Raw genomic sequence first — 23,648 nt, 5'->3', positions numbered from 1 at the left:
TCTGGCACACAGGTGCGCTGCTTTTATGACGGTTTGAAGTAGAACTGGCTGTTTGCGGGGAGCGCGATCCATGGCCTCGCACCATGGGGCCAGGTCGCGGATAGGGGGCAGCATAAGCTTCTCTCGATGGTCGCCACTGGGTGTGACATCCAGGAAGTATCTCCAATGCTTTGCCAAATTTATGTGTGCGCCAATCACAAATCGGGCGAGCCGACTCGCAGTGGATAGGGCGTATTGACGAGGGTGTCGCTGTTGCGCCTGTAAACTTGCGGCTGGCTGTCGAATGACCTTGGATGCAGGCGATGTATCTGCGCTCGCGGCCATCGGCTGAGTCGCGTGGGTGATCGAACGACCAACGGTAAGCATGCAGATCATGCCAAACGATCGCGCGCGCGATGGCATGGCGGCTGCCAGCAGGAAGGCCTTCGTTGCGTTAGCGCTTCAAGCGTGCGGTAGCACCGCGATGATGAATCAGGCTGATGGTTTGAATGGGCTCGTGCATGGTTAGTGCTTGACCATTCGGCGTGGTCTGGGGGATCGTCCGCGCTTTACCGAGGTGTGCCTCCCGTCTGGGCCATCTCCCTACGTTTCGCCGCTATGCCAGGAGACTCCCCATCGTGTCGCATTATTCCGGTCCGCTGATCACGCGCACCATGGTCGAGCCGCTGTTGGCCGCACGCGACGCTGGTGCAGGCGAATGGGTCGGCTCACTGGATCTGGGCCGCTCACACGGCAACGCGTCGTTGCAGGCGGACAGCTGGCAATGGCGGGGGCAGCACTATCCTTATCCGCACAAGCTGAAAGACCGCACGATCTACTACTGGGACGGCGATGAATTTGCACCGGCGTCGCGCTTTTCCGGGTCGTTGATCAAACTGGTGCCGACGGAATGGGGGGCGCCTACCTTCGAGATCGACGGCATCAAGATGCTACCCACGGCGAAGGATTCGCCGTTTGAGGATGCACGCCGCAAGGTGGCGCTGGTCGAGCCGCGCGGCAAGGTATTGCTCGATACCTGCGGCGGCCTGGGCTATTTCGCGGCTTGCTGCCTGGAGGCTGGCGTGGCGCGCATCCATTCGTTCGAGAAAAACCCGGATGTGTTGTGGTTGCGCACGCTTAATCCATGGTCGCCGGACCCCGATGAACCCGCTGGCGGCGGCCGCCTGCAACTCACCCATGCCGACGTGTCACAGGCTATTGCCCAGGTTGCCGACGCCTCGGTCGACGCCTTGCTGCACGACCCGCCGCGCTTCGGCATTGCCGGTGAGCTCTATTCGCAGGTGTTTTACGATCAACTTGCCCGGGTGCTTCGCCGTGGCGGACGCCTGTTTCACTACACCGGTAGCCCGAACAAGCTCACCAGCGACCGCGACGTTCCGCGCGAAGTGATGAAGCGTCTGGAGAAGGCCGGCTTCAAGGCGCAACAAGCTCTGGACGGTGTGCTGGCGACACGGCGCTAAACCGCGTGATGCATGCGACGCCCTTTGCGGCAAGGCGCCTCGCCAGGCGCGATCGACGCACACGCTGAGGGCCGGCTTGGGCCGGCATCGGGCTGCACGGATGGCAATGCCGCGTTTGGCTTGAGAACTGGCCTGGGACGCCATAACCGGCGCCGTGCGGGGGTGCCTGAGAAAAAGATCGGCCCGCCATTTCAAAATTTCGATCCGTAAACGTCTTGGAGGAGGACATAGCACTCATACGGGTCACGCGTTTTGAACAAGCTGAACAACCAACCTAGAGCCGAAGCGCTCCATATCGGTGGCCTTTTTGCCGCCAATGAGTGTGCCGATAGCGCTTCGAGCACGCTCGATAAGCTCCGTTTGTTCGTCGCCGAGCAGCTTGAGAGCCTGGGCCGCCTGGATCGCCCGCGGGTTATGGCGAACTTCCTCGGCTCGTTGCGCGGTCGCACCGACTGGAGCGGCAGTACCCTCAAGCGCTGCATCAAAGCCGCCAAATATGCGGTGCGCGCGCTGGGTATGCCCTTGCGGCATGGCCGTTTTCTGGGTTTTGTCTATCGCAATCCGCCAATGTGCGAGTACCGCCAGCGCGACCCCCGCGTGCTGGAGCGCCATTTTCATCGTTATATCAACGTGCACTGGAATCGCCGGGCGCGGCTGTTGAGCATTCAGCGTCACTATCGCTTCACCCTCACCCGGTTGCCGCCGGCGCTGTTCAAGGCCATTTACGTCGACGGAAACGCCACCCTGGGTACGCTGACCCTGAAAGATGGCAGCCCGCTGCGGATTTGCCTGCGGCCGCCGATCTTGATGGGTAGCGAGGGCGAGTTAAACATTGAGCTTCGCGCTGCGGACGACCAGTTGCTTTACCGCGCCAGCATGAGCGTGATTGATTATTGGCCGACCGTGGCCATCGGCTGCATCCAGGGGCCGGCCGGCGAGCAGGCCAAAGACGTCGTGCGCAATCTCACCCGCAATTTGTACGGCATGCGGCCAAAGCAGCTGTTGCTGTCCCTTGTGTATGCCTTTGCCCGGCAGTACGGGATCAAGCGCGTATGGGCGGTAAGCAATGCCGCCCATCCCTTGCGCGCGGTGCGTAGCCGCTTCCAGGCCGATTACGACGGCTTCTGGCAGGAGCAGGGCGGGCGCCGGGTCGGCAACGGCTGGTTCATTCTTCCGCAAGAGCCGTCGCGCAAATCCGAGGCGGATGTTGCCAGCAACCATCGCTCGGCTTTTCGTCGGCGCGAGGCGTTGCGGCTCGGGGCTGAGCAACTGCTGGCCGATGCGTTGGGGGCCTTCCCCGCCTGGACAGCCAGAACGGCGCCAAAGCAAGCGTTAGAATTGGATCACTCGGATCTGAGTCACTCAGATCAAACTCAGCCATATCAAAGTGATCGCCGGATAGCGTTGTGGACAAGCTAGGTGAATCCCCTGAGGTCAGCCTGGATACGGTGGCGACACCGGCGCATGCCGCGCAGGTGTCGGAGCTGTTCCGCGAGCACAATCGCGCCTTGATCGCCTACCTGCAATGCCGGCTCAACTCACTGTCCGACGCACAGGAACTGGCGCAAGAAGCCTATATGCGCATCTTCACCCTGGAGCAGCCCGAACAGGTCGGCTCATTGCGTGCCTACCTTTTTCGGATCGCGGCGAACCTGGCCGTCGATCGACTACGCATCGAGCAAATGCGTGATCTGCGCAAGGCGCTGCGTGAGCTGCCAGCGAAGACCAGCCGGGCTTTTGTGATGCATATGATCGAGGGGCGCGATTTCAGCGTGGTGGCGCAAGCCATGAAAATCAGTGAGCGCATGGTGCGCTATCACGTCTCCAACGCGCTGGCGCATTGCCGCGCGCGGGTCGACGAACCGGGGATGCCATGATGGCCGACATGCTTGATAAGAACAGCCAAAGCCCAAAAACGCTGGACGCCAGCACGCTGCATGCGGCGGCGGACTGGTGGACGCGACTGCGCGATCCCAACGGTGCGGCCGAGACGGTGGAGCAATGGCTGGCCTGGACCGAAGCCGGCGATCAGCATCTTGAAGCGTTCGAGCGGGTAAACGACATCGGCAACCGCTTTGGCGCACTCGACGAGGTCAGCCGGCGCCAGTTGATCGCCGAATTCGCACGGCCGGCGCCCGCGGTGGCATCGCCACGTCGCTGGCTGCCGCTCGCGGCCGCCGCCTCGACCGTGCTGGTGCTGCTTGGCGGTTATCTGACCTGGTCGCTTTTGGGTGTCCATACCACGCAGCAAATCTACGTCAATGAGGTGGCGAAAAACCGCGACATCACCTTGTCCGATGGTTCAACAGTGGCCTTGGGCGGCGCTTCCACCATGACCACGCGCTTCAGCAAGAACGAGCGCCAGGTCGAGCTGGCTGCGGGCGAAGCCTTTTTCGAGGTGACGCACAATGCGCAGCGGCCCTTTGTGGTCACCGCCGGGGACCTGGACATTCACGACGTCGGCACCGCCTTCGACGTGCGCCGTACGGGCCGGCAAGTCACCATCGCGGTCACCGAGGGGCGGGTGCAGATTTATCGCCGCCATGCGGCGGCCGGGGCCAAGGCTGCCTCGGGTGACATGGTCGAGGCTGTGGCGGGGCAGCGGGTTTCTTATGATCCGCTGAAGTTGGCCATGAACATCAGCAGCGTTACCCCGGAGCAGGCCACAGGCTGGCGTAACGACCGGCTGGAATTCATCAACGAGCCGCTCGATGTGGTGGTTGCCAATATCAATCGTTACAGCGCGCAGCCGTTGCATATCGCCGATGCCAGTCTGCAGCCATTGACCTTCACCGGCACCGTCAACACCGACGCCATCGACCACTGGCTGAACGCGTTGCCGCAGGTTTTTCCGCTGAAAGTGAGCAAGCAGCCTCGCCAGGTGGTTCTTTCCAAGGCGGAGCCGCACTGACGGCCGCCGGCCGGCCCGGTAGTAGGCACTGGCCGGTCTCGCCGGACCGGCCGGCCCCGTTGGGCTCGCTATCGCAAAATGAACGTAACGAGAGTCGCCGATGTGAGTCTTAAGATGGCTTGCTGACAGCACTCCTATTCGGCCCACGTGCGTGTCAAACTCCGCGCTTTCGCTTTGGGGAAAGCGGAGTTCATGAGTCGAGTGGTCCTGTGGTTCGCCTGCGCCTGTTTGTCGGTGCCGTTTGCCGCATTCGGTGCAGCGGAGGCGCCCGCGCCCGCGCGCACGATGCTGGCGGTGGCGCCGATTCGCTTCATGATCCCGCCGCAATCGCTGTCTACCGCGTTGATTGCCTTCGGCAAGCAAGCCAATGTGCAGGTGCTTACCGCCAGCGGCACCATCGAGCCCTTTCACTCCGGCGGCGCCAACGGCTCGATGACCGCGGAGGCCGCGCTCGTCAGCTTGCTGCAAGGTAGCGGGCTGAGTTACCAATTCATCGATGCGGGAACCGTGGTGGTGAAGCCGCTGGCTTCGATCCCGGCCAGCCTGGCCCACACCTCGATAGCGGCCCCCGGCTCGACGGTGGCGTCGGTCGCCAATGCCACCTTGCTGGCGCCGGTGCATTCGCAGGGGCTTATCGGGCGCGATATCGGCTACATGGCCGACATCAGCAGCGGTGCCACCCGCACCGATTCCGCGCTGATCGACGTGCCGCAATCGATCAGCATTGTTACCCGCGACCTGATGGACTCGCAGCAAATTCTCAGCGTCGCCGATGCGGTACGCAATGTGGCGGGCGTGCAGGTTATCGACGGCCCCGAGGGTTTGCCGCTATTCCAGATACGCGGCTTTTATACCGGCAGCGGCATGACCGACGGCATGCCGAACAGCTTTACCGGATCGAGCGATTTCCCGCCGCTGATCGGGGTCGAGCGGGTCGAGGTATTGAAGGGGCCGCAGTCGGTGCTGGGCGATTATTCGGTCAGCAATAACTTTGGCGGCCTTATCAATGTGGTGATGAAGCGACCGCAGAGCGAGCCGGTGCATCAGCTCAGCTTTGCGGTGGGCGAGCGTGGCGATACCCAGGTAGGCATGGATCTGGCCGGGCCATTGAACAGCAGCAAAAGCCTGACTTACCGGTTGGTGGTTTCCGGTGAATATGCCGATAAAACGGTGCAAGGCTATTACGGTCAGCGCAGCCGCTATATCGCCCCCTCGATCGGCTGGCAGGACGATGCGAACAAACTGGTGATCGGTGGTGCGCGCATCATCAACCGCCTGCCTATTCCCGATCACACGATTCTGCTCGACAACACCATCGACTCGGCGACGCCGCCCGGTCTTTTGCTGGGCAGCCCCAGCGATCACGCCAACTATCAGACCAGCCGCTACTACTATCTGTTCGAACATCAGTTCAACGATGACTGGATGTTTCGCAGTCACGGCCAATACGTCAACCAGACCACCAGCCAGCAGAACTGGCAACTGTTTGGCGCCATGCCGAGTGGCGATGTCAGTGCGATAGCCGAGGTCTATCGTTATTCCGATGCGTATTACACCCTGCAGAACGACCTTGTCGGCTTCTTCGAGCACGGCATGTTTAGCCACCGGGTGGTGCTGGGTTTTGACTATGCGCGCTCGCATGTCGGCAGTAGCGACGACTATTTGGATGTGAGCGAGAGCACGCAGCGCAACGTGTTCACCTCCGGCCCGCTGCCCTCGGCGATGTCGGTGGTGCAGCCCACCGACGACTCGCATACGCCGGGCAGCCCGTGGTCGACCAATAGCGGTTTGTTTCTGCAAGACCAGATCGCCATCGGCGATTATTGGGATGTGCTGTTGGCGTTGCGGCGCTGGGGCTATGACCTTTCGACGTATAACGTCAATGGCGATCCGTGGACCTTGCACAAGACGCAATGGGTGCCCAACGCCGGCGTGGTCTACAAGGCCACGCCCGAGCTTTCGCTGTATGCCAGTACGGCCAGTGGCTTTCAGCCCGACGTACAGTTAGGCAAAGACGGCCAGCCGCTGCTGCCGTCCTTTTCACGCCAGTTGGAGGCGGGCGCCAAGCTCGATCTGTTCCAGCATCAGGCGCGACTGACCGCCTCGCTGTACCGCATCATGCTCGACCACAGTATCGATGTGTTTTCAGTACAGCCGCCGTTCTTCGCCAGCCAGGGCCCCGGCCAGACCAATAAAGGCGTCGAAATCGAATTCACCGGGCGAGTGGCGCCGGGCATGGATATCAGTGCGAGCTTTACCAATGCGCACGTCACCAATCATGACGGCAGCTTGCCGATCGGTGCCCCGCGCCAGCGCTTCAATCTGTGGGCGAGCTATTGGTTTCAGAACGAAGCATTGCGTGGCTGGGGCGTGGCCGCCGGGGTACTTGCGCGTAGTCATACGCTGGGAGAAACCTCGGACAACACGACCTATTTCAATATCCCCGGCCAGGCCCGCGTCGACGTCAATGTGTCGTACCGTGCCACGCATTGGGGCGTGACCCTGGGCATCAAGAATTTGTTTGGGCGGCAGTTGTACAACGATTTGTTTGACGAGCGATTCGTCTCGCTGCACAACCGGCGCACCTTCATGCTGACCGGTAACTACGATTTCTAAGCGCCGATTGACGATCTCTGCCTGCCAGGCTGGCGCCGCGATGGGCAGCCGTTGCCGCAGTCGCCAGGCGGCGTTTCATCCCTGCATGTATGGGATCCAAGCACGCCGAGAGGCGCGCTTGGATCTGGCATAGCTTCACCCGGCGCGCAGTAGGCGCCGGCTGTTGCGGCGGCGCAGTAGTGCGCGTACACCCAGGCCGATCAGCAGCAATACGGCGATGACACCGGCACCGAACAGCCACAGCATGCGGGTCTGGTTGTACATCACGAAGATGCCGTCGGTGCTGTAGATGCCATTGAAATGGGCCAGTACCGCCGGCAGGCCGAGCAGGTCTTGCTTGCTCATCGGCAGGGGATGCTCATGCGGGTGATAACTGCCGCCCATCGGCAGATTCTGGCCGTCGGCATCCAGTTCGATATGGCCACCCAAAACGTAACTCAGCGGTCGCTGGCTGACGAAGTCGACGATGCGCTGCGCGCTTGCTTTATCCGCCTCGGCGTCATCGATGATCAGCCGTCCCGGCATGAAGAAATCGCCGGAGAAAAGTAACCCGGTCGTACGGTCGTAGTAGGTCAGGTGAGACGGATAATGTCCCGGCGTAGGCACCACCTCGACGATGCGATCGCCAAGGTCGATCTGCGCCACGCCGTTGGGCCAATCCTTGAAGCCGAAGTACTGCCGCACATGGGCGAGGTCGGTGCCGACCACGTCGACATGCGCTAGCTGCTGGAACTGCGCATCGCCGGAGCGGTGATCCAGATGGCCATGCGTGTGCACGATCAGCAAGGGCAGCTTTGCCGCAGCCTCGCCAGGCAGCAAGGACATCACCGTGCTGGCCAAAGGCATCAGCTTGGCATCGGCGACATCGCCGCTATCGATCAGCAAGGCCTTGCTCGACCCCAACAGCAAATACATGAAGGGCGCTTCTTCCGTGCTGCAAGGGTTTTCGCGCAGGATAAAAGTCTGCGCGTTATATGGATGCACTTGCAGTGGCGGCTGCGGATGGGCCGCGCAATCCTCCGCACCAGGGTTCCACTGCACCGCCATCGAGCCGGCGGCCAGTTGTGCATGGGCGCTCGGTGCCAATAACAATCCAACAGACAGCAACGCATACAGCAAAGGTTTCATGGCGATGACCTGGGCGGAGGTGGTAGAGAGTCGATTGGATGGGCTGAGGCGGTAACAAGCTGCAGGCACGTTGCTGAGATGCGGGCGTGGATCGTAGCGTTTAGTTCTTGGTCAATGCGCCTGCCGACTGTTCTGATGACGGGACTTGTTCCGTAGCGCCTCACGCCGTGGCTAAAGCCTGCGGCGAAGCTGTTTGCATAGCTGGGTCGATTTCAAGTTTCGGCTAGGTCACCAGCTAGATCGCAAGATGCTGTAGTCAAAGCGTATCGCCCGATGCAACAGAAAAAGCGTGTTCGCAGTATCGGCGTCAGCTGGACCCGGTGGAAAAAAACCGGGCGTCGATCTTGATCGGGGGTGGAAACTTCATGCTGTGCCAACCGCGCCACGGTGCCGGCTTTGCCGGGATGATGCGAGGCGGCAGGCGCTTGTTGGACAATGACACGTCGGCTGCGGTCCATCAGCGGTCGGCCCCCTATCCTCAGCTGAGCTTGAACGTGCCACGACCTATTTTGCCGAACTGGCCCGGGGTGCCGCTGGCGCGATCTTTTTACGATCGCGATCCCTGCCTGGTGGCGCCGGAGCTGCTTAATAAAGTGCTGGCCTCGGCAACGGGCCGGGCAGGCCGCATCGTCGAAGTCGAGGCGTATCGCGGCAGTGTCGATCCGGCGGCGCATACCTATCGAGGCAAGACCGTGCGCAATGCCACGATGTTCGGGCCGCCAGGGTTCATGTATGTGTATTTCACTTATGGCATGCACTGGTGCTGCAACACCGTGTGCGAAGAGGAGGGCAAGGGCTGCGGTGTGTTGCTGCGCGCATTGGAGCCGATCGCCGGGCTGGATCAAATGCATGCCGCCCGCCCGCGCAGCAAGCGCGATCGTGATTTATGCAGTGGCCCGGCGCGGCTTACCCAGGCGATGGGCATCGATGGTGCGCAGAACGGCATCGACCTGGTTTCGGCACAGCAAGGTTTTACCGTGCTGGACGATGGCATGGCGCCGCCGGAAAAGCTTGTCGGCACGGCACGCATTGGCATCAGTCGCGGCACCGAGCATTTGTGGCGCTGGTATGTGCCGGGAAATCCCCATGTCTCGAAATGACGGCTACGAGAGGCTGCCTGGGTTCGATGCAAGTGGCCGTCACGGCAGGGTGACCGAATGGGTTTGGACGGCTAAAGAGCAATTGTAGCTTTGGCCCAGCCGGTCGAAAAAAGACTGATAATTCGTAGGCTCGGTCACCATCGTGGTTTTCGCATTGCCATGGTTATCCCAAACGGTTTTCGTCAACTCCAGGTGCACCAGTGCGCCGCGATCCTCGGGCCGGACCACTACCAGGGCCTGGGTGGTCTGATGATCGGCCCGGGTTGGAATCAACGGAAGCCGGGATGCCAATACCCCGCGTAGTACGCGCCGGCCGGTACTGACCAACGCCTCGTCGTGCTCGGCGCGGATCAAGCCGACCTCCGAGTTCACGGTCACCGGTGCGAATTGCAAGTCTTTCAAGGCGGCGCCGCTCTTGTTGACCAGATCGCTGGCGACGCTGGGCACGCAGCGCCGGCTTTGCATGTGTTCGAGATCTTGTTGTTGCTGCGCGGTCAGATCGACGGCGACCTGGGTTGAGCTGTATTTGATAAAGCGCCCGCCATTGCCGGTGGTGCGCTCGTTGCTCTTGGCGGTGCTGGCTGGCTCCTGCGCCAACGCTGGCGTCACGGTCATGGCGAGCAGCAGCATCAGCCACAGGTTGACTGCCCGTTTGGGATGGCCATGAAGGTGTCCATGATCAATAAGCATGATTGAGCGGACCCAGATCGAATGTGGTGGGCGTAGTCGTCGCGCCCGACCGGGCTGGCGCGTTGGCGGGCGTATCGAGCGCAAATCTCAGGCAAACCATCAGCCCGCGGTTTTCGCCGTTGCGCAGGCTGACGCTGCCGCCGTGTAGCTCGACAATGCGCTGCACGATCGCCAGGCCGAGCCCGCTGCCCGATTCACGGTTGCCGGGCACGCGATAAAAGCGCTTCAGCACATGCTGTTGATGCGCTTCGGCAATGCCTGGGCCATCGTCGGCGATGACCAGCCAGACTGCGTCTCGGTAGTGACGAACCATGGTTTTGATACTGCCGCCCTGCGGGATGTATTTGAGCGCGTTGTCGAGCAGGTTATCGATGACGGTGGTGAGCATGTCGTAGTCGAAGACCAGCGAGCAGCGCTCCGGCGCCAGCAGGCTTAGCTCGATGCGCTTTTCATGCGCCCGCGCGGCGGCGACCGAAATACGTCCGCTAAGCAAACCGATCAGGTCATACCGGGTCAGTTGCAGCCGGGTATCGTCGGAATGGATTTTCGCCACCGTGAGTAATTGCCGAATCATCTTGGCGACGCGTTGCAGCCCGGCCTGCAGATCGGTCTGGGCGCGGCTGCGGGTGAATGCTTCAGCGGATGTCGCCAACACGTGCGCCTGCGCCTGCACCACGGCCAGCGGGGTCAGCAGCTCCTGCGCCGCATCCTGGAAAAACTGTCGCTCGTTGAGCTGCGCCTGATGCAGCGCGCCAATCAGCCGGTTTAATTCATCGATCAGCGGTAGCAGTTCAGCCGGTGGCTGTTCGATCTGCAACGGCGTCAGGTTGGCCGGTGAGCGGGTGCCGACCATGCTGATCAACGAACGTAGCGGGCGCAGCCCCAGCCGGGTCAGGAAAATCGTCGCCAAGACAATCGCAGGCAACAGCAACAACGCCATCACCAGGCCCAGCCAGCTAATCATGCCCATGCCGCCGCGCAGCCACAGGTCGCGCAGCCAGCTGGCCTTGACCGCTACGGTCACAGTGCGCGCGCTCGATGCCTCGTGCACTTGCAATAACTTCCAGTCGGCGATGGCTTGCGGCGCATCGGCAGACTCTGCCAATACCTGGCCCTTGCCGTCGACCAGCCGGAAGCGCATCAGGAACTGGGTGTTGATCTGCGGATCTTGCGTGATGCGTATCGCGATATTGCGGGCCGACAGCGCCGGGTCGCGCGCTTCCAGCAAGCTGTGCGCGTAACTGTCCAGGTAATGGCTGAGGTCACGCTGTGCGTAACCCAGCACCAGCGCGGCGATGATGCAGCTCACCGCCAGATAGGTCGCCACCCCCACGGCCAGTTGCACCAGCAGCATGCGACGGGCGAGGGAGCGCAGAAAAAACGGGCGTATCACACTCATAAATGCAGCCGGTAGCCAATGCCGCGCAGGGTCTGGATCAGTTCGGGCCCAAGCTTGCGGCGAAGATTGTGGATATGCACTTCCAGCACATTGCTTTCGACATTGCCGATCGAGCTTTCCAGGCTGGCCCTGGGGACGACCTTGCCGGCGTGCTTGACCAGCTCCAGCAGCAGCACGAATTCACGCGGCGACAAATCCAGCGTCTCACCATGCATGTGAGCGATATGCGATGCCACGTCGATGCGCAGCGGGCCGAGCTGCCAGTGCGAGCTGGCCTGGCCCGCGCTGCGCCGGATCACCGCGCGCAGGCGGGAGATCAACTCTTCCATCACAAAAGGCTTGACCACGAAGTCGTCCGCCCCGCGGTCGAAGGCGGCGATGCGTTCACGAATGGAGTCACGCACGGTGAGAAACAGCACCGGCGTGCGGTTGTCGCGTGCCCGTAGCCAGTCCAGCAGGTCGTAGCCGATGCCGTCGGGCAGCTCCACGTCGAGTACGACCGCGTCGTAAGTGCTGCGCGCCAGTAGCTGGCGGGCTTCATCCAGCCGCCGCAGCCAGGCATGCTCGAATGCCTCGCGTTGCAGCGAGATCGAAATGGCCTTGGCAAGCTGAATATCGTCTTCCACCAAAAGAACACGCATAGCACTCCCAGCGCCGGTTATCGCGGCTGTGATCGGGATTGCAGCTTAAAGGGAGATCGGCCGCCTTAATTGAAGATTAAGAATTCAGGTGTCGGCATGGCTGCGCGCGTCCGTCACAGCCGCTGCCACAGATTGCCCCGACCGGGGCTTTATTGCTGCGCGATGACCGGATGCCCCTTCTCTCGCATCAGCCGGGTCAGCTCGTCGACCAGGTCGGCGCGGCTGGCCGGGGCGTCGAGCAGATAGACCTGTACGTCATGCGCGGCGACCGTGGCATGCAGCGAGCCGCCCTCGGCCACATTGGGGTGGTCGCCGCCAAGCGCCGCTTGCCAGCGCCCGGCTTGCAGATAGTCACGGACATCGAAGTCGGCGGCGTTGTCGCCTTTATTGAGTAGCACCAAGGCGATCTGGTGCGTGCCGTCTTTTTGATAAACCCGATAGAACGCGGCTTGCTCGCCCTGCAGGCGTATCGGCAGCATCAATCCCTTTTGCAGCGCGGGGCTACGCTGGCGCAGCTGCGCGATGCGCTTGAGCTGTCGATAGATCGGGCTTTTCGGTGCGGCATCGATACGTGGCTGGCCGAAATAGTTACGGTTGCCCTGGTGCTCGCCACGGCCTCGCATAAAGCCGATCTCCGAGCCGTAGTAAAGCGCCGGAATGCCGCGTGCGGTGAATAACCAGTTATTGGCGTCGATAAAGCCGTTGTCGCTGGCGTTGAGACGCTTCATATCGTGGTTATCGTAAAAGGTCACCAGTTCGTAAGGGTTGGCGTAGGGACCATTGCGTAGATAGAGATGCTCGGCGAGCTTATGGAAGTCGCTGTGCGGGTGCTCGAACACGCTGGCGATGCTTCCGCGCAGCGGAAAGTCGAGCACGCTGATACCGCCGTTCTTGGCCCAGGTGTATTGGCCGATGTCGTCGGGGTTGTAGTCGAATGCCTCGCCAAACATGAAAAAGCCCGGATGCCTGGCGCGGATGCGGGCGGAGAATTGATTCCAGAACGCCGTGGACATATGGCTGATGGTGTCGATGCGAAACGCATCGGCGCCCTGGTCGATCCATTGCAGATAAGCGCCGCTGAAGTAGTCGAGTACGGCCGGGTTTTCGTCGTTGTTGTTCGACAGCTGGGCCAGGTCTTCGTAGGAGTGATAGAAGCGGTGCAGCGGGTTGCGCACCGGGTCCAGCTCGGACGGCGGCAGGTTCTGGTGATCGGCGATCAAGTTGCCGTCTTTATCGAAAATCTGCCCGAACTGCGCTTGCGCCTGCGGCATGCTGTAAGCGGGCGAGCCGTGATTGAGCACGATATCGAGCACGGTCTTGAGGCCTTGTGCGCGCATCTTGTCGGTGAACTGCGCAAAGTCGAGCCCCTTGCTGGGCAGGTGCTCATCGAGCTTGTAGAAGTTCACCCCCCAATAGCCGTGGTAGCCGGTCTTGCCGCGATCGGCCAGCGAGGCACCCCAGCTGACCGGATCGCCGCCGGTAAAGGCTTCGTCGGGGTTATCGACAATGGGGGTGATCCACACCGCGCCAAAACCCATGCCGCGAATATAGGCGGCGTTGTCCAGAATGCCTTTGAAGTCGCCGCCGAGGTAGCCGATATTGTCGCTTTCACCGTTGGGGCCGGGTATCGGAATATCGAAGGTGCGATGCGCGCCGCCTTGCTCGCGCTGATCATTGCTTGGGTCGCCATTGACGAAGCGATCGGTCATGACGAAATAGATCGCATGTGCCGCGAAGGGCTGGTCGGTGCCGTAGAACTCCGCCGTTGGCGTGGCCGCCTGGGTGGTTCCCATGGCAAGGGTCAGCGCCATGGCCATGCCGGATAGGGTGGTCTTGATCATCATGGCGAGGCTTCCGTGGTCGTGGCCGCCGGCATGGTTTTATGCGTCGGTTCGTCGACACGCAGTACGCAAAGTCCGGCGACAAGCAGGCTGATGCCGCCCAGCACCAGCGCATAGATCGGCTGGCCGTGGAAAAAGATTTTCAGCAGCACGCCCAGCACGCTGGCGGCCAGCAGTTGCGGGATCACAATAAAGAAATTGAAGATGCCCATATAGACGCCCATCTTTTGCGCCGGCAGGTTGTCCGACAACAGTGCATAGGGCAGCGACAGAATCGAGGCCCAGGCAAAGCCTACCCCCAGCATCGACAGCAGCAGCCAGTGCGGGTCGCGAATCAGCAGAAACGACAGCAAAGCCACGGCGCCAAGCCAGACGTTGATCAAGTGGCTGACGCGCAAACCCCAGCGTCGCACCATCAGCGGAATCACCACCGCCGCCAGCGCGGCGTAGCCGTTATAAGCGGCGAACAGTACGCCGACCCAGTTAGCGCCTTCGTTGTACGCGGCCGAATGGGTATCGGTGCTGCCGTAATGCACCTGGGTCACTGCGGCGGTGGTGTAGATCCACATGGCGAACAACGCAAACCAGGAGAAAAACTGCACCCAGGCCAGTCGACGCATGGCATCGGGCATGCGGTAAAGGTCGCTCATGACCTGGGTCACCATGTGCTGGCTCGGCGCCGTTTGATGGCTTGCGCGATGACGGTGTGAGTCACTCAGCCACAGCAGCAAGACACCATAGACGCCGGCGCCGGCGGCCAGCAGATACAACTCGTGGGCGCCATGCATCAAGCCGATCAACAGCGCGCCGAGGATGCCGGCGGCGAGCCACAAGCCGCCACGCCATGGCGCGGCCTGAGTATCAATGGCTGCTGCCGGCGCGGATGGCGATTCATCGAAAGCCTTTAGCGCTTCGGGCGGATATTCGCGTGTCGACAGCACCGTCCACAGTACCGCACCGAGCAGCACCGCGGCACCGGCGTAGAAGGCGTATTTCACCGTGTCTGGAATGCCGCTGGGCCCCGGTGTGTTGTTGACTCCCCACTGGGTTAACAGCCACGGCAGCAGCGAGGCCACCACGGCACCGATGCCGATAAAGAAACTTTGCATGGCATAGCCGAGCGGCCGTTGCCGTGGCGGCAGTTGGTCGCCGACAAAGGCGCGGAACGGCTCCATCGAGACATTGATCGAGGCATCCATGATCCACAGCAGGCCCGCGGCGATCCACAACGCCGGTGCATTGGGCATGCATAGCAAGGCCAGCGTGGTCAGCACGGCGCCGAGCAGAAAGTACGGCCGCCGCCGCCCCAGGCGGTTCCAGGTGCGGTCGGAATAATGGCCGACGATGGGCTGCACGATCAGGCCGGTCAGCGGCGCGGCGATCCACAGGATCGGGATATCGGCGACATCGGCGCCCAGGGTCTGGAAGATCCGGCTGACATTGGCGTTTTGCAGGGCAAAGCCGAACTGGATGCCGAGAAAGCCAAAGCACATGTTCCAGATCTGCCAGAACGACAAGGCGGGCTTGCTGTTGATGGTCTGGCTCATGGGTTCGGCGTGTCGCTGGCTTGCGGCGTGATCAGCAAATCACCCAGCGTGGCGGCGTTGACTGGGCCATCGATGCCGCCCTGGCCGCCGGTGTAATGCGCGTTGTGACGCAGAAAGCTCATGTTGAAACCCTGGTTGAGCGAGAAGATACAGCGAGTGCCGGCATGGGTACTGAACGTGCCGACGCTGGAGTCGGCCTGACCATCGCTGTGCGGCATCACCAGCGGCAGGCTTTGCGCGTCGCTGCCGTCGCAATGTACCTGCAGCAGCTTCACCGCGGCGGTGATGCCGGTGTTGATCGGGCCGTGATCGTTGGCATAGCGCAGCACGGCTTTAAAACGGCCGTCGGCGGGGGCCGTCCATGCACGCGGCCATGGCCCGGCGATATGGCTTATCTCGCCCACGCACCGGCTGGGGCTGTGCAGCGACTCCAGTCCGGTCTCGGCGAGCCGGGTCGCGCTAAAGCACGGTTGCGCCGATGGTTGATCGACGATGGTTGTTCCATCAATGACGCCGTGACGCTTGCCGTCGATATAGAGAACGGTCTTGGAGTCGGTGGCTTTGTCGCCAGCGGTGATCGTCCAGCGGGTGCCGCTGCGCGTGGCTATGGGCGCGGCGGGAGCGGTTGGGGCGAATAGCGGCGCATCCGTACGCAGCGGCTCCGACGCCACCGTAATGGCCTTTAAGGTGACCACGGTTTGGCTGCCCGCGCGGTGTCGTTGGTCGGCGACCAACAGGTTGCCGCGCAGCGACTGCGGGCGCACCAGCACGATGCGCTGCCCGGGCAGCGACAGGCTGATGCGTTGCTGCTCGGCGAACAGCAACGGTACCAGCGATACCGGCAGTTTCGGTTCGATCCGGCCATCGTCCTCAAGGCCAAAGACGCCCTGGATCACCATGTCGAGATAGCCGGCCACCGACCATAGCTGGCGTGGCGAATCGACCACCGGGCCGCTGAGTGCGCCATCGTCGAGATGGGTGGATTGCGTGATCAGTTCGAAGTTCTCCATATTCGAACCGCTTAGTGCCGCGCCGCGTATCAGCGACAGCAACTCGTGCGCGATCCGCGCCGGATCATTGACGGTGCGCGCCGCGCGTAGCGCATAGGCGCTGACAAAAGGCCAGATCGCACGGTTGTGATAAATCGGCTGGTCGGCACGCTCGGGCCAGATCACCGGGCTGCCCGCCGGCCACACGGGGTAGTGCGCCAGGGCCTGGCGTGCGCGCTCGCCTTCGGCCACGCCGCTGCTGATGGTCAGGGCGGTGCCGAGCAAATCGTAGGCTTCGAACGGCGCGCCATCGCCGCCGATGTAACTCATATACAGGCCGCGATCGGCGCGCCAGAAGTGCGTGTTGATCGCCTGCTTCAGTGCTTGCGCCTGGGCACGGTAGAGCGCTGCCTGTGTATCGTTGCGTTGCCCGGCCAAGCTCGCCGCCAGCCGCAGCGCTTCGTAGTGCAGCACATTGGTCGATAGCGCCAAGGACTGCGCGATAAAGCTGACGTTCTTGGCGGTCCAGGCGGGATAGCTTTGCTCGCGCCAATCGAGAAACGAGGTTTCACCGCGATAAAGACCCAGGGCGCTATCGAAGACGTATTGTCGATCCTGGGCCAGGGTGTGGGTGAGCGCCTGATACGTTTGTTCGGCAAAGGCGCGGTCATCCAGCAGATGCCGTGCACCGAGAAACCAGACCAGACGATCGGTGCTGATCGGCCAGCTGCCGCCCGAGCCGGTGTCTTGCAATACATACAGGCCTTGCGCTGCGGCGGGCTGGCGTAGCTCGGACAGCTTGAAGCGCAGCGATGCCTTGGCCCGCGCCGGGTCCAGCCGCCACAGACCGAGATCGACGGCGTAGGAAAGATCCCGCGTCCATACGTAATGCCACTGCGCGCCGGTTTCGAAACAAGGGCAGGGGATTGGCTGACCGTGATCGAAGGCATCGTCGCGTATGGCTTGCACCGAGTCGCGCTGCAAATCGTCCTGAGCCAATGCGAACAAGCCATCAAACAGCGGGCTGGCCGTCTGTAGCCGCCATGCCGGGGTGGCGATGTGGCGTTGGCCGAACGGGCCTGCCAGCGTATAGCCACCGCTGGCATCGGTGCTGATGCTTGCCGGTTGTCCGCGCCAACTGATGCCGTCTTGTCCGTCGCTTGCTGCCAATGGACCGATAGCCATCATGCCGGCCAACAAAGCGCTGACCGGCATGACCGCCGCCATCTTGATTGCCCTCAAACCGATTCTCCCCTGCGGGTCATTGCGCCAGGATCGCGCCGTAATGACCGTTCACCGTCACTGTGACATCGCCATTGCTTACGGTGTACGAGTTGCCGCTAAGCGCATCGGTGACGGTGCTGCCGTTGGTCATGCTTAGCTGCCACACCGGCACGGTGATGGTGTGCGAGGTGCTGTCGTTATTCAGGGCGACAGCAATCCGGTGATTTTGATCGAAGCGACCGTAGCTGTAGAGATGATTGCTGTCGTCGGTCAGCAGGGTCATGAAGGAGCCGGTGCGCAAGGCGGCATATTGATTGCGGATGGCGATCAGTTTCTGGGTCAGCGCGACGGCACTGTTATTGAGATTGCCCACAGTCCAGTCGAAAGTGCGGCGGTTATCCGGGTCATTGCCGCCTTGCATGCCGTATTCGTCACCGTAGTAAATGGTCGGTGTGCCGACATAAGTCATCTGGAAAATCAGTGCCAGATAGGTCTTCCAGATATCGCCGCCGGCACGGCTGGCGAAGCGCGAAACATCATGCGTGCCCAGTCCGTTGCTCATGGTCTGCTGCACGTTGGTGGGATAGTTGGCGCGCGTGCCATGCAGCCAGCTGTCGAACTGGCTGGAGGGGATCGAAGCCGCGTTGTTGCTGTAATCCTCGCCGGTGATCCACTCCGATACGGGCTGCACGAAGCCGTCGTAATTGGTCGCGCTGTCCCATTGGTCGCCGTTGGTCCAGGGGTTGGCGTTGCCCCAGAATTCGCCAAGGATCTCAGCCTGCGGATTGACCCCTTTTACCGCCTGGCGCAGTTCGGCCATGATCTGGTGATTGACCGTGTCGCTGCCGTTGTTGCCGCCGGCATCGACGTATTGCGCGGCATCCAGGCGCCAGCCGTCGATACCGTAAGACGCACCCAGATAGGTTTTCACGACAGAACTGCTATTGCCGTAGATCTGCGCGCGTACCGGCGAACCGCTGCTGCCGTAGTCCAGTTTGGGCATGCTGCTGTAGCCGTAGAACGAGGAGTAGGTGCCCGGCCATTGCTGGAACGTGTAGTAGCTATACCAGGTGCTGCTCATCGATTCGTAGGCGCCCAGCGTGCTCCACCAGTTATATCGATCGAACCATTGGCTGGTATCGCCGGTGTGGTTGAACACGCCGTCGAGGATCAGATAACTCTTCGGCCCGTTACTGCTGCTGTGAATATCGCTAATCAGCTGTTGCAGCGTCGCGTTGCTGCCGAAGGCGGGATCGACATGGTAGTAATCCTCGGTGTCGTACTTGTGCATGGTGGGCGAGGTGAAGATCGGGTTCAGATAAATGATGTTCGCGCCCAGCGTCTGCTTGATATAGCCAAGCTTCTGATCGACGCCAGCCAGGTCGCCGCCGAAAAACACCAGATTGTTCGAGCCGCCGTTGCTGGCCAATACGCTGCCGCCCCAGGCCACTTGCTGGGTCGATTGGCCGGCATAGGTGTATTGGCCGGTGGTGACGTCATTGCTGCTGTCGCCGTTGTAGAAGCGGTCGGGAAAGATCTGGTACATCACGCCGTTTTTCATCCAGTCGGGCGTCTTGAAACCGGGGATGATGAAAAAGTCGCCTGACGAAGGCTCGCTAGCCGTGATGCCTGCGGCGTTGTACCAGGCTGTGGCGGTGCCGTCGTTGAGCTGGAAGCGGTAGTATTTTTCCGAGCCACTGGCTGGAACCGTGCCCTGCCAGAAATCGAAATTGCCGGTGGCATCGTTGGCCACCCACGACATCGGTAGCCAATGAAAGCTGCCGTCGGCGCTGTCGTAGTACTTGATATTGGCGCTGGTCAGATCGCCCTTGTTGCTGCGAAAGGTCAGGGTGATGGCTTGCGTGGCGCTGGGCTCCGGTGCGTTGTCGTAGAGCGGGCCCTGATCGTGGAACAAGCCGTTCCATTCGACGTTGTTATCGTGGCTTGCCGCCTGCGCCGGGCTGAGCAGGCTCGGCAAGGCATAAAGCGCCAGTGCGGTCATCAGTGCGATGTGCAGCGCCGACAGCTGGCGTCGCGGTAGGTATGCCTGGATATTCATCGAGCCTGCTCCTACGGTAGATGGATGGACCCACATGTCATGCTTCACTGCTTGATCGCTTCATGTTCTGTGATGTCGGCAGGTTGCTGATCCAGGTCGAGCAAGCCAGCAATGACCCGCCCAGCAGTGCCGCCACGACCGGCACACAGCGAGTCAACGACGCGCGCGTTTGCACATGCCTGCCACCAGCGCCCACCGTCCACGGCATTACTGCAATACCGCTGTGCTGTAAGGCGGCATGCTCAGCCGCTGCTGTTCGAAGGCGATGCGAGGCTTGCTGCTCAGTAGCAACGTGTTCGCCTTGGCCGGCAGCGTTTGGCTGGTGCCGGACAGGTTGTGTATCACCAACACGCGGCTACTGGCCGTTATCCGTTCATAGGCGACGATGCCGGCTTGATCCACGGCATAGTTGCGCACGCTGCCATCGCGCAAGGCGGAGACCTGCATGCGCCAGTGAATGAGCCGGCTGTAGTAGCTCCATAGTGAGTCGGGGTCGGCCTGTTCGGCTTCGACCGAGATGCCGTGGTCTTCGGCTGCCAACGGTCCCTGCCAATGGGTTTGCCCCGGCGCATTCGCTGCGCGTTGCCAGCGCAGGGGTTGGCGCAGCTGCAGGTCTGGCTTGTGGCCGGGCACGCCGAGTTCTTCACCGTAGTAAATAAATGGACGTCCAGGCAGGGTCAGCAGCATCGCCGCGGCCATCCGCATATGCTGGGCGTTGCCATGCAGCTGGCTTATGACGCGCTCTTGGTCGTGGTTGGATAAAAACGGCGCATCGCCGACGTAGCTCGGCCCCGGACGGTTTCCGGCCGCGCTGCGATAGGCGTGGTCGATGCGTTCCAGCAGCGCGCCGATGCCGCTGTCACGTTCGCGGTCGGCACATTTGATCAATTGCTCGGCCAGCGGAAAATCAAACACCGAGCCCAGCGGCTTGAGGTAGGGCTGCAGTTGCTCGATCGAGGGCTGGGTCACTTCACCGACCAGATAGGAGTCGGGTTTTACCGTGCTCAGGGCTTGGCGAAATTCAGTCCACCAGACGATATTTTTGCGTACCGTTACCGGTTTGCCGGTATCGGTCTGCAGGTCGTCATAGATATGCCGGGCGGCATCGAGACGAAAGCCATCGACGCCTTGCTGCAACCAGAATCGACCGATGCGGATGACCGCTTGGCGCACAGCGGGCTGGTCATAGTTGAGATCGGGCATGGCCGCGGCAAAGTCGCCCAGATAGTGCTGCGCCGGGGCGGGCGCTGTGCCCACGTCATGCCAGGCCGGGCCGCCGGCGGCACTCATCGCGCGCAGGTCGGTCTTGGGGCCTGCCCAGGTATACCAATCGTGGTGTGGATCTTTGCGGTTTAACGCCGCCTGGAACCAAGGGTGCCGGTCGCTGGTGTGATTGACCACCAGATCGATGATGACCTCGATGCCGCGCTTATGCGCCTCGGCCAGCAGGCGTTGAAAATCTTGCAGGTTGCCGTACTCAGGCTGGATGTTTTGGTAATCGGTGACGTCGTAGCCGTGATAGCTGGGCGACGGGTTGATCGGCATCAGCCAGATGCCGCTGACGCCGAGTTGCTGTAAGTAATCCAGTTTGGCGGTGACGCCATTGAGATCGCCGACGCCATCGCCGTTGCTGTCAAACCAGGAGCGCACGAAGATCTCGTAATAGACACCGGAGCTCTCGCTGCTGCTGACTGTGGTGGCCGGCAGCGGTACGGCGGGGGCGTTGGCGGCATGGCTGCCGGGTGCGAGGGCGAGTGCGAGCAGCAGGGCCTGCCAATGGAACCAGCGGAAGCGCAACATGACTTGCTCCATGCGGTGGTCGGATGCCCGCGATGGACCGCCACGCCGGGCCGTCGCCGTGAAGCGGAAGTTCACCCCAGGGGATGAACTTCCATGTCTGGCAGCGACGCTGCTTGCACCAGCGCCGCTACGTCGGTGATTTACAGCTTGAGGTTGAGGCCCAGGTAGTTGGTGCGGCCGAAGTATTGGATGGTGCCGGTTTGCGCGGGGTTGCCGCCGAAGTAGGTGCGGGTCGGCTGGTTGCTCACATTAAGCATCTGGTAGACCACGCTGAGTTGCTTGGTGATCGCGTACGAAGTCTGGAAGTCGTACACCGTTTCGGACGCAAATGTGACCAGCTGGCTGTTGACCGCGATCTGCGTGTCGGAGACGAAAGAGGAACGATAGTTCGCCGACAAGCGGGCCGAGAACGGACCGTAGTCGTAGAACAGCGCACCGCTGGCGACGCGACGCGACAAGCCGGGCAGGCCGATATAAGTGGTCGGGCCGCCCAGGATGGTGGGGTTGCGCACCGAGCTGGAGGTCAGCGAGTAATTCGCCTGCACGCCCAGGCCCGACCAGATGCCCGGCAGGAAATGGGTTTTCGAGAAGCCCAGTTCGAGGCCGCGAACATTGCCGCCCTTGGCGTTGTAGGCGGTCTGGTATTGCCCGTTGAGGTAGGGCTTGCCGGTCGTCGGATCGGTCGGCACGGTGATGCCGGCGGCAGCGAAGTCGTAGTTGTTAAGGGTCACGTTCTGGATGAACGAGTCGATGTGCTTGAAGAACACCCCGGCGGTGAGCGCACCCGACGAATCGTCGAAGTAATGCTCGTAGCCCAGGTCGTACTGTTGCGCGCGCAATGGGTTCAGCAGCGGGCTGGTACCGCCCCAGACGTTGTACTGGCCGTTGGCAATCCAGGAGCCGGCGCCTGCCAGCATCGAATCGATCGGTGGGCGGGAAAGCACCTTCGCCGCGGAGAAGCGGGCCTGGTCGTTGTCGGTGAGGTGATAGATCAGATTCAGCGAGGGCAGGTAGTCGGTATACGTCTTGCCTGCCTTGAGCGGGGCATAGTCGGTGCTGATCATGCCATAGCCATCGGCAATCGGCACGCCAGCGCCATTGCCCACTTGTTGCAAGCCGTAGCTGTATTGCGATTGCCGCGACACGCGCATGCCCACATTGCCGGTCAGTTGATGGCCGAACAGTTGCGCATCGATATCGGCCATCACGAACAGATCGCGGGTTTTCTCGTTGACGCTGCCGCTCTGGATTTCCGACCAGCTGTTTTTCCAATCCTTCTGCGGTGTGGCATGAAGGCCATGCGCCGCCAGGATGGCCGGACCGTTGAGCTTGAGGAAGCAGGGGAAGCCACCGAAGCTACCCTTCCAGCAGGTGGTCTGGGCGTCGCTGCCGCTCAAGCTCAGCGGCGGCTGGCCGGGAATCGGCGAGGTGTTCCACTCCGAACCGTAGACATAGACGGAGCGATCGGCACGGTAGGTGTGGTTATTCATATAGACGCCCGCTTCCAGCGCCGACAACCACGAATTATTCGGCAAGTCGTATTTCACGCTGCTGCGAAACGCCTTCATCTTGTCGTGATAAACGTAGGGATAAACGCCGTAGCGCGACAAGGCCATGTCACTGAGATTGGTATAGGCGCCTGGATTGGCGAACGAGGCGGTGCCGATGCCGCGCCCGTGCAGCATGTAAGTCACCGACTGCTGCATCAGTTGTGGGTTGGCGGTGCCCAGGCCGGTATAGGGGTCGGCTGTGGTATCGACATTGATCTGGTTGCTGCTGGCGCGTGACATCGAGATATCGCTGTCCACATGCCAGGGGCCATGATTCCATTTCAGGTTCAGGCCGCCGGAGAACACATTGGAAACCGTGGTGTAGTTGTCGGCGGTGGTTTCGTTGGAGAACTGATTGCCGCCGACACCGGCCGGATTGCTGCTGACGGTGCCGCCGATCATCGTGCCCAGCGAGCTGTACACCGGGTTGCTGATTTGCGCAGTGTTGCCGTAGAAATTTTGCGAGCGCAGGCCGTAGCCGAACGACTCGTTCTTGAACTTGGAGAAGAAGCCGTCGCCGGTGAGTTGCAGTTCGTCGGTAGGCTTCCACACCAGCGTGGCCATATAGCCGGTGCGGCGCTCTTCGCCACCGTTCTGCTGTAACTGGATACCTTGCGGCAAGTAGGCCGGCTGACCGTTGACGGTGTATTTCTGGCCATCGGATGCTTCACCGACGAACTGTTCGGATACATG

General features: G+C 61.5%; 16 protein-coding genes. 6 read left to right on the top strand and 10 right to left on the bottom strand.

Annotated elements, in window-relative coordinates; translation table 11 throughout:
- Nucleotides 1-617 precede the first annotated feature (617 nt).
- From OUZ52_RS02180 to OUZ52_RS02160, 5 genes are all read left to right on the top strand, one after another.
- Nucleotides 618-1,460: a class I SAM-dependent methyltransferase gene (locus OUZ52_RS02180; RefSeq protein ID WP_266156665.1), complete on the top strand. Its 843-nt coding sequence runs from the start codon at nt 618-620 to the stop codon at nt 1,458-1,460.
- A gap of 252 nt (nt 1,461-1,712) precedes the next feature.
- Complete coding sequence (locus OUZ52_RS02175) at nt 1,713-2,879, top strand: VirK/YbjX family protein (RefSeq protein WP_266156664.1); 1,167 nt, start codon at nt 1,713-1,715, stop codon at nt 2,877-2,879.
- On the top strand, nt 2,867-3,337 hold the full coding sequence (locus OUZ52_RS02170; protein WP_425493760.1) for an RNA polymerase sigma factor: 471 nt from the start codon (nt 2,867-2,869) through the stop codon (nt 3,335-3,337). The genes OUZ52_RS02175 and OUZ52_RS02170 overlap by 13 nt, the downstream gene beginning before the upstream one ends.
- A gap of 8 nt (nt 3,338-3,345) precedes the next feature.
- Entirely contained in the window at nt 3,346-4,371 is a 1,026-nt protein-coding gene (locus OUZ52_RS02165) for a FecR family protein (protein WP_266156663.1), read from the top strand.
- Nucleotides 4,372-4,563: 192 nt separating this feature from the next.
- The gene (locus OUZ52_RS02160; RefSeq protein ID WP_266156662.1) at nt 4,564-6,987 is read left to right on the top strand and encodes a TonB-dependent siderophore receptor; all 2,424 of its coding nucleotides are present in this window, start codon (nt 4,564-4,566) and stop codon (nt 6,985-6,987) included.
- Between the two features lie 135 nt (nt 6,988-7,122).
- Here the strand turns inward: OUZ52_RS02160 and OUZ52_RS02155 are convergent, their stop codons facing one another.
- On the bottom strand, nt 7,123-8,115 hold the full coding sequence (locus OUZ52_RS02155) for an MBL fold metallo-hydrolase (RefSeq protein WP_266156661.1): 993 nt from the start codon (nt 8,113-8,115) through the stop codon (nt 7,123-7,125).
- Between the two features lie 509 nt (nt 8,116-8,624).
- Between OUZ52_RS02155 and OUZ52_RS02150 the strand changes: the two genes are divergently transcribed.
- Nucleotides 8,625-9,215 carry a DNA-3-methyladenine glycosylase gene (locus tag OUZ52_RS02150; RefSeq protein ID WP_425493768.1) on the top strand — a complete coding sequence of 197 codons (591 nt, stop codon included), beginning with the start codon at nt 8,625-8,627 and terminating at the stop codon, nt 9,213-9,215.
- 39 nt (nt 9,216-9,254) lie between these two features.
- On the opposite strand, the gene OUZ52_RS02145 is transcribed toward OUZ52_RS02150, so the two are convergent.
- The 9 genes from OUZ52_RS02145 to OUZ52_RS02105 form a co-directional block, all read right to left on the bottom strand.
- Nucleotides 9,255-9,905, bottom strand: a complete 651-nt coding sequence (locus OUZ52_RS02145) for a hypothetical protein (protein ID WP_266156659.1) — start codon at nt 9,903-9,905, stop codon at nt 9,255-9,257.
- A complete protein-coding gene (locus OUZ52_RS02140) occupies nt 9,895-11,304 on the bottom strand; it encodes a sensor histidine kinase (protein ID WP_266156658.1) in 1,410 nt (469 codons plus the stop codon). Before OUZ52_RS02140 ends, OUZ52_RS02145 begins: the two co-directional genes overlap by 11 nt.
- Nucleotides 11,301-11,945, bottom strand: a complete 645-nt coding sequence (locus tag OUZ52_RS02135) for a response regulator (protein WP_266156657.1) — start codon at nt 11,943-11,945, stop codon at nt 11,301-11,303. Before OUZ52_RS02135 ends, OUZ52_RS02140 begins: the two co-directional genes overlap by 4 nt.
- Before the next feature lie 149 nt (nt 11,946-12,094).
- On the bottom strand, nt 12,095-13,789 hold the full coding sequence (locus OUZ52_RS02130; RefSeq protein ID WP_425493758.1) for an alpha-amylase family glycosyl hydrolase: 1,695 nt from the start codon (nt 13,787-13,789) through the stop codon (nt 12,095-12,097).
- Entirely contained in the window at nt 13,786-15,333 is a 1,548-nt protein-coding gene (locus OUZ52_RS02125) for an MFS transporter (protein ID WP_266156656.1), read from the bottom strand. Before OUZ52_RS02125 ends, OUZ52_RS02130 begins: the two co-directional genes overlap by 4 nt.
- Nucleotides 15,330-17,537, bottom strand: a complete 2,208-nt coding sequence (locus OUZ52_RS02120) for an alpha-L-rhamnosidase-related protein (RefSeq protein WP_266156655.1) — start codon at nt 17,535-17,537, stop codon at nt 15,330-15,332. The genes OUZ52_RS02125 and OUZ52_RS02120 overlap by 4 nt, the downstream gene beginning before the upstream one ends.
- Before the next feature lie 46 nt (nt 17,538-17,583).
- The gene (locus tag OUZ52_RS02115) at nt 17,584-19,605 is read right to left on the bottom strand and encodes a glycoside hydrolase family 13 protein (RefSeq protein ID WP_266156654.1); all 2,022 of its coding nucleotides are present in this window, start codon (nt 19,603-19,605) and stop codon (nt 17,584-17,586) included.
- A gap of 207 nt (nt 19,606-19,812) precedes the next feature.
- The gene (locus OUZ52_RS02110; protein ID WP_266156653.1) at nt 19,813-21,405 is read right to left on the bottom strand and encodes an alpha-amylase family glycosyl hydrolase; all 1,593 of its coding nucleotides are present in this window, start codon (nt 21,403-21,405) and stop codon (nt 19,813-19,815) included.
- Between the two features lie 140 nt (nt 21,406-21,545).
- A partial coding sequence (locus OUZ52_RS02105; RefSeq protein WP_266156652.1) for a TonB-dependent receptor occupies nt 21,546-23,648 on the bottom strand: 2,103 nt, incomplete at its 5' end.

Origin of the sequence: Dyella silvatica, from assembly GCF_026283955.1 — a bacterium.
Classification (GTDB): domain Bacteria; phylum Pseudomonadota; class Gammaproteobacteria; order Xanthomonadales; family Rhodanobacteraceae; genus Dyella_C; species Dyella_C silvatica.
The sequence above is the reverse complement of the archived record's forward strand: the minus strand, read 5'-3'. Positions and strand labels throughout refer to the sequence as shown.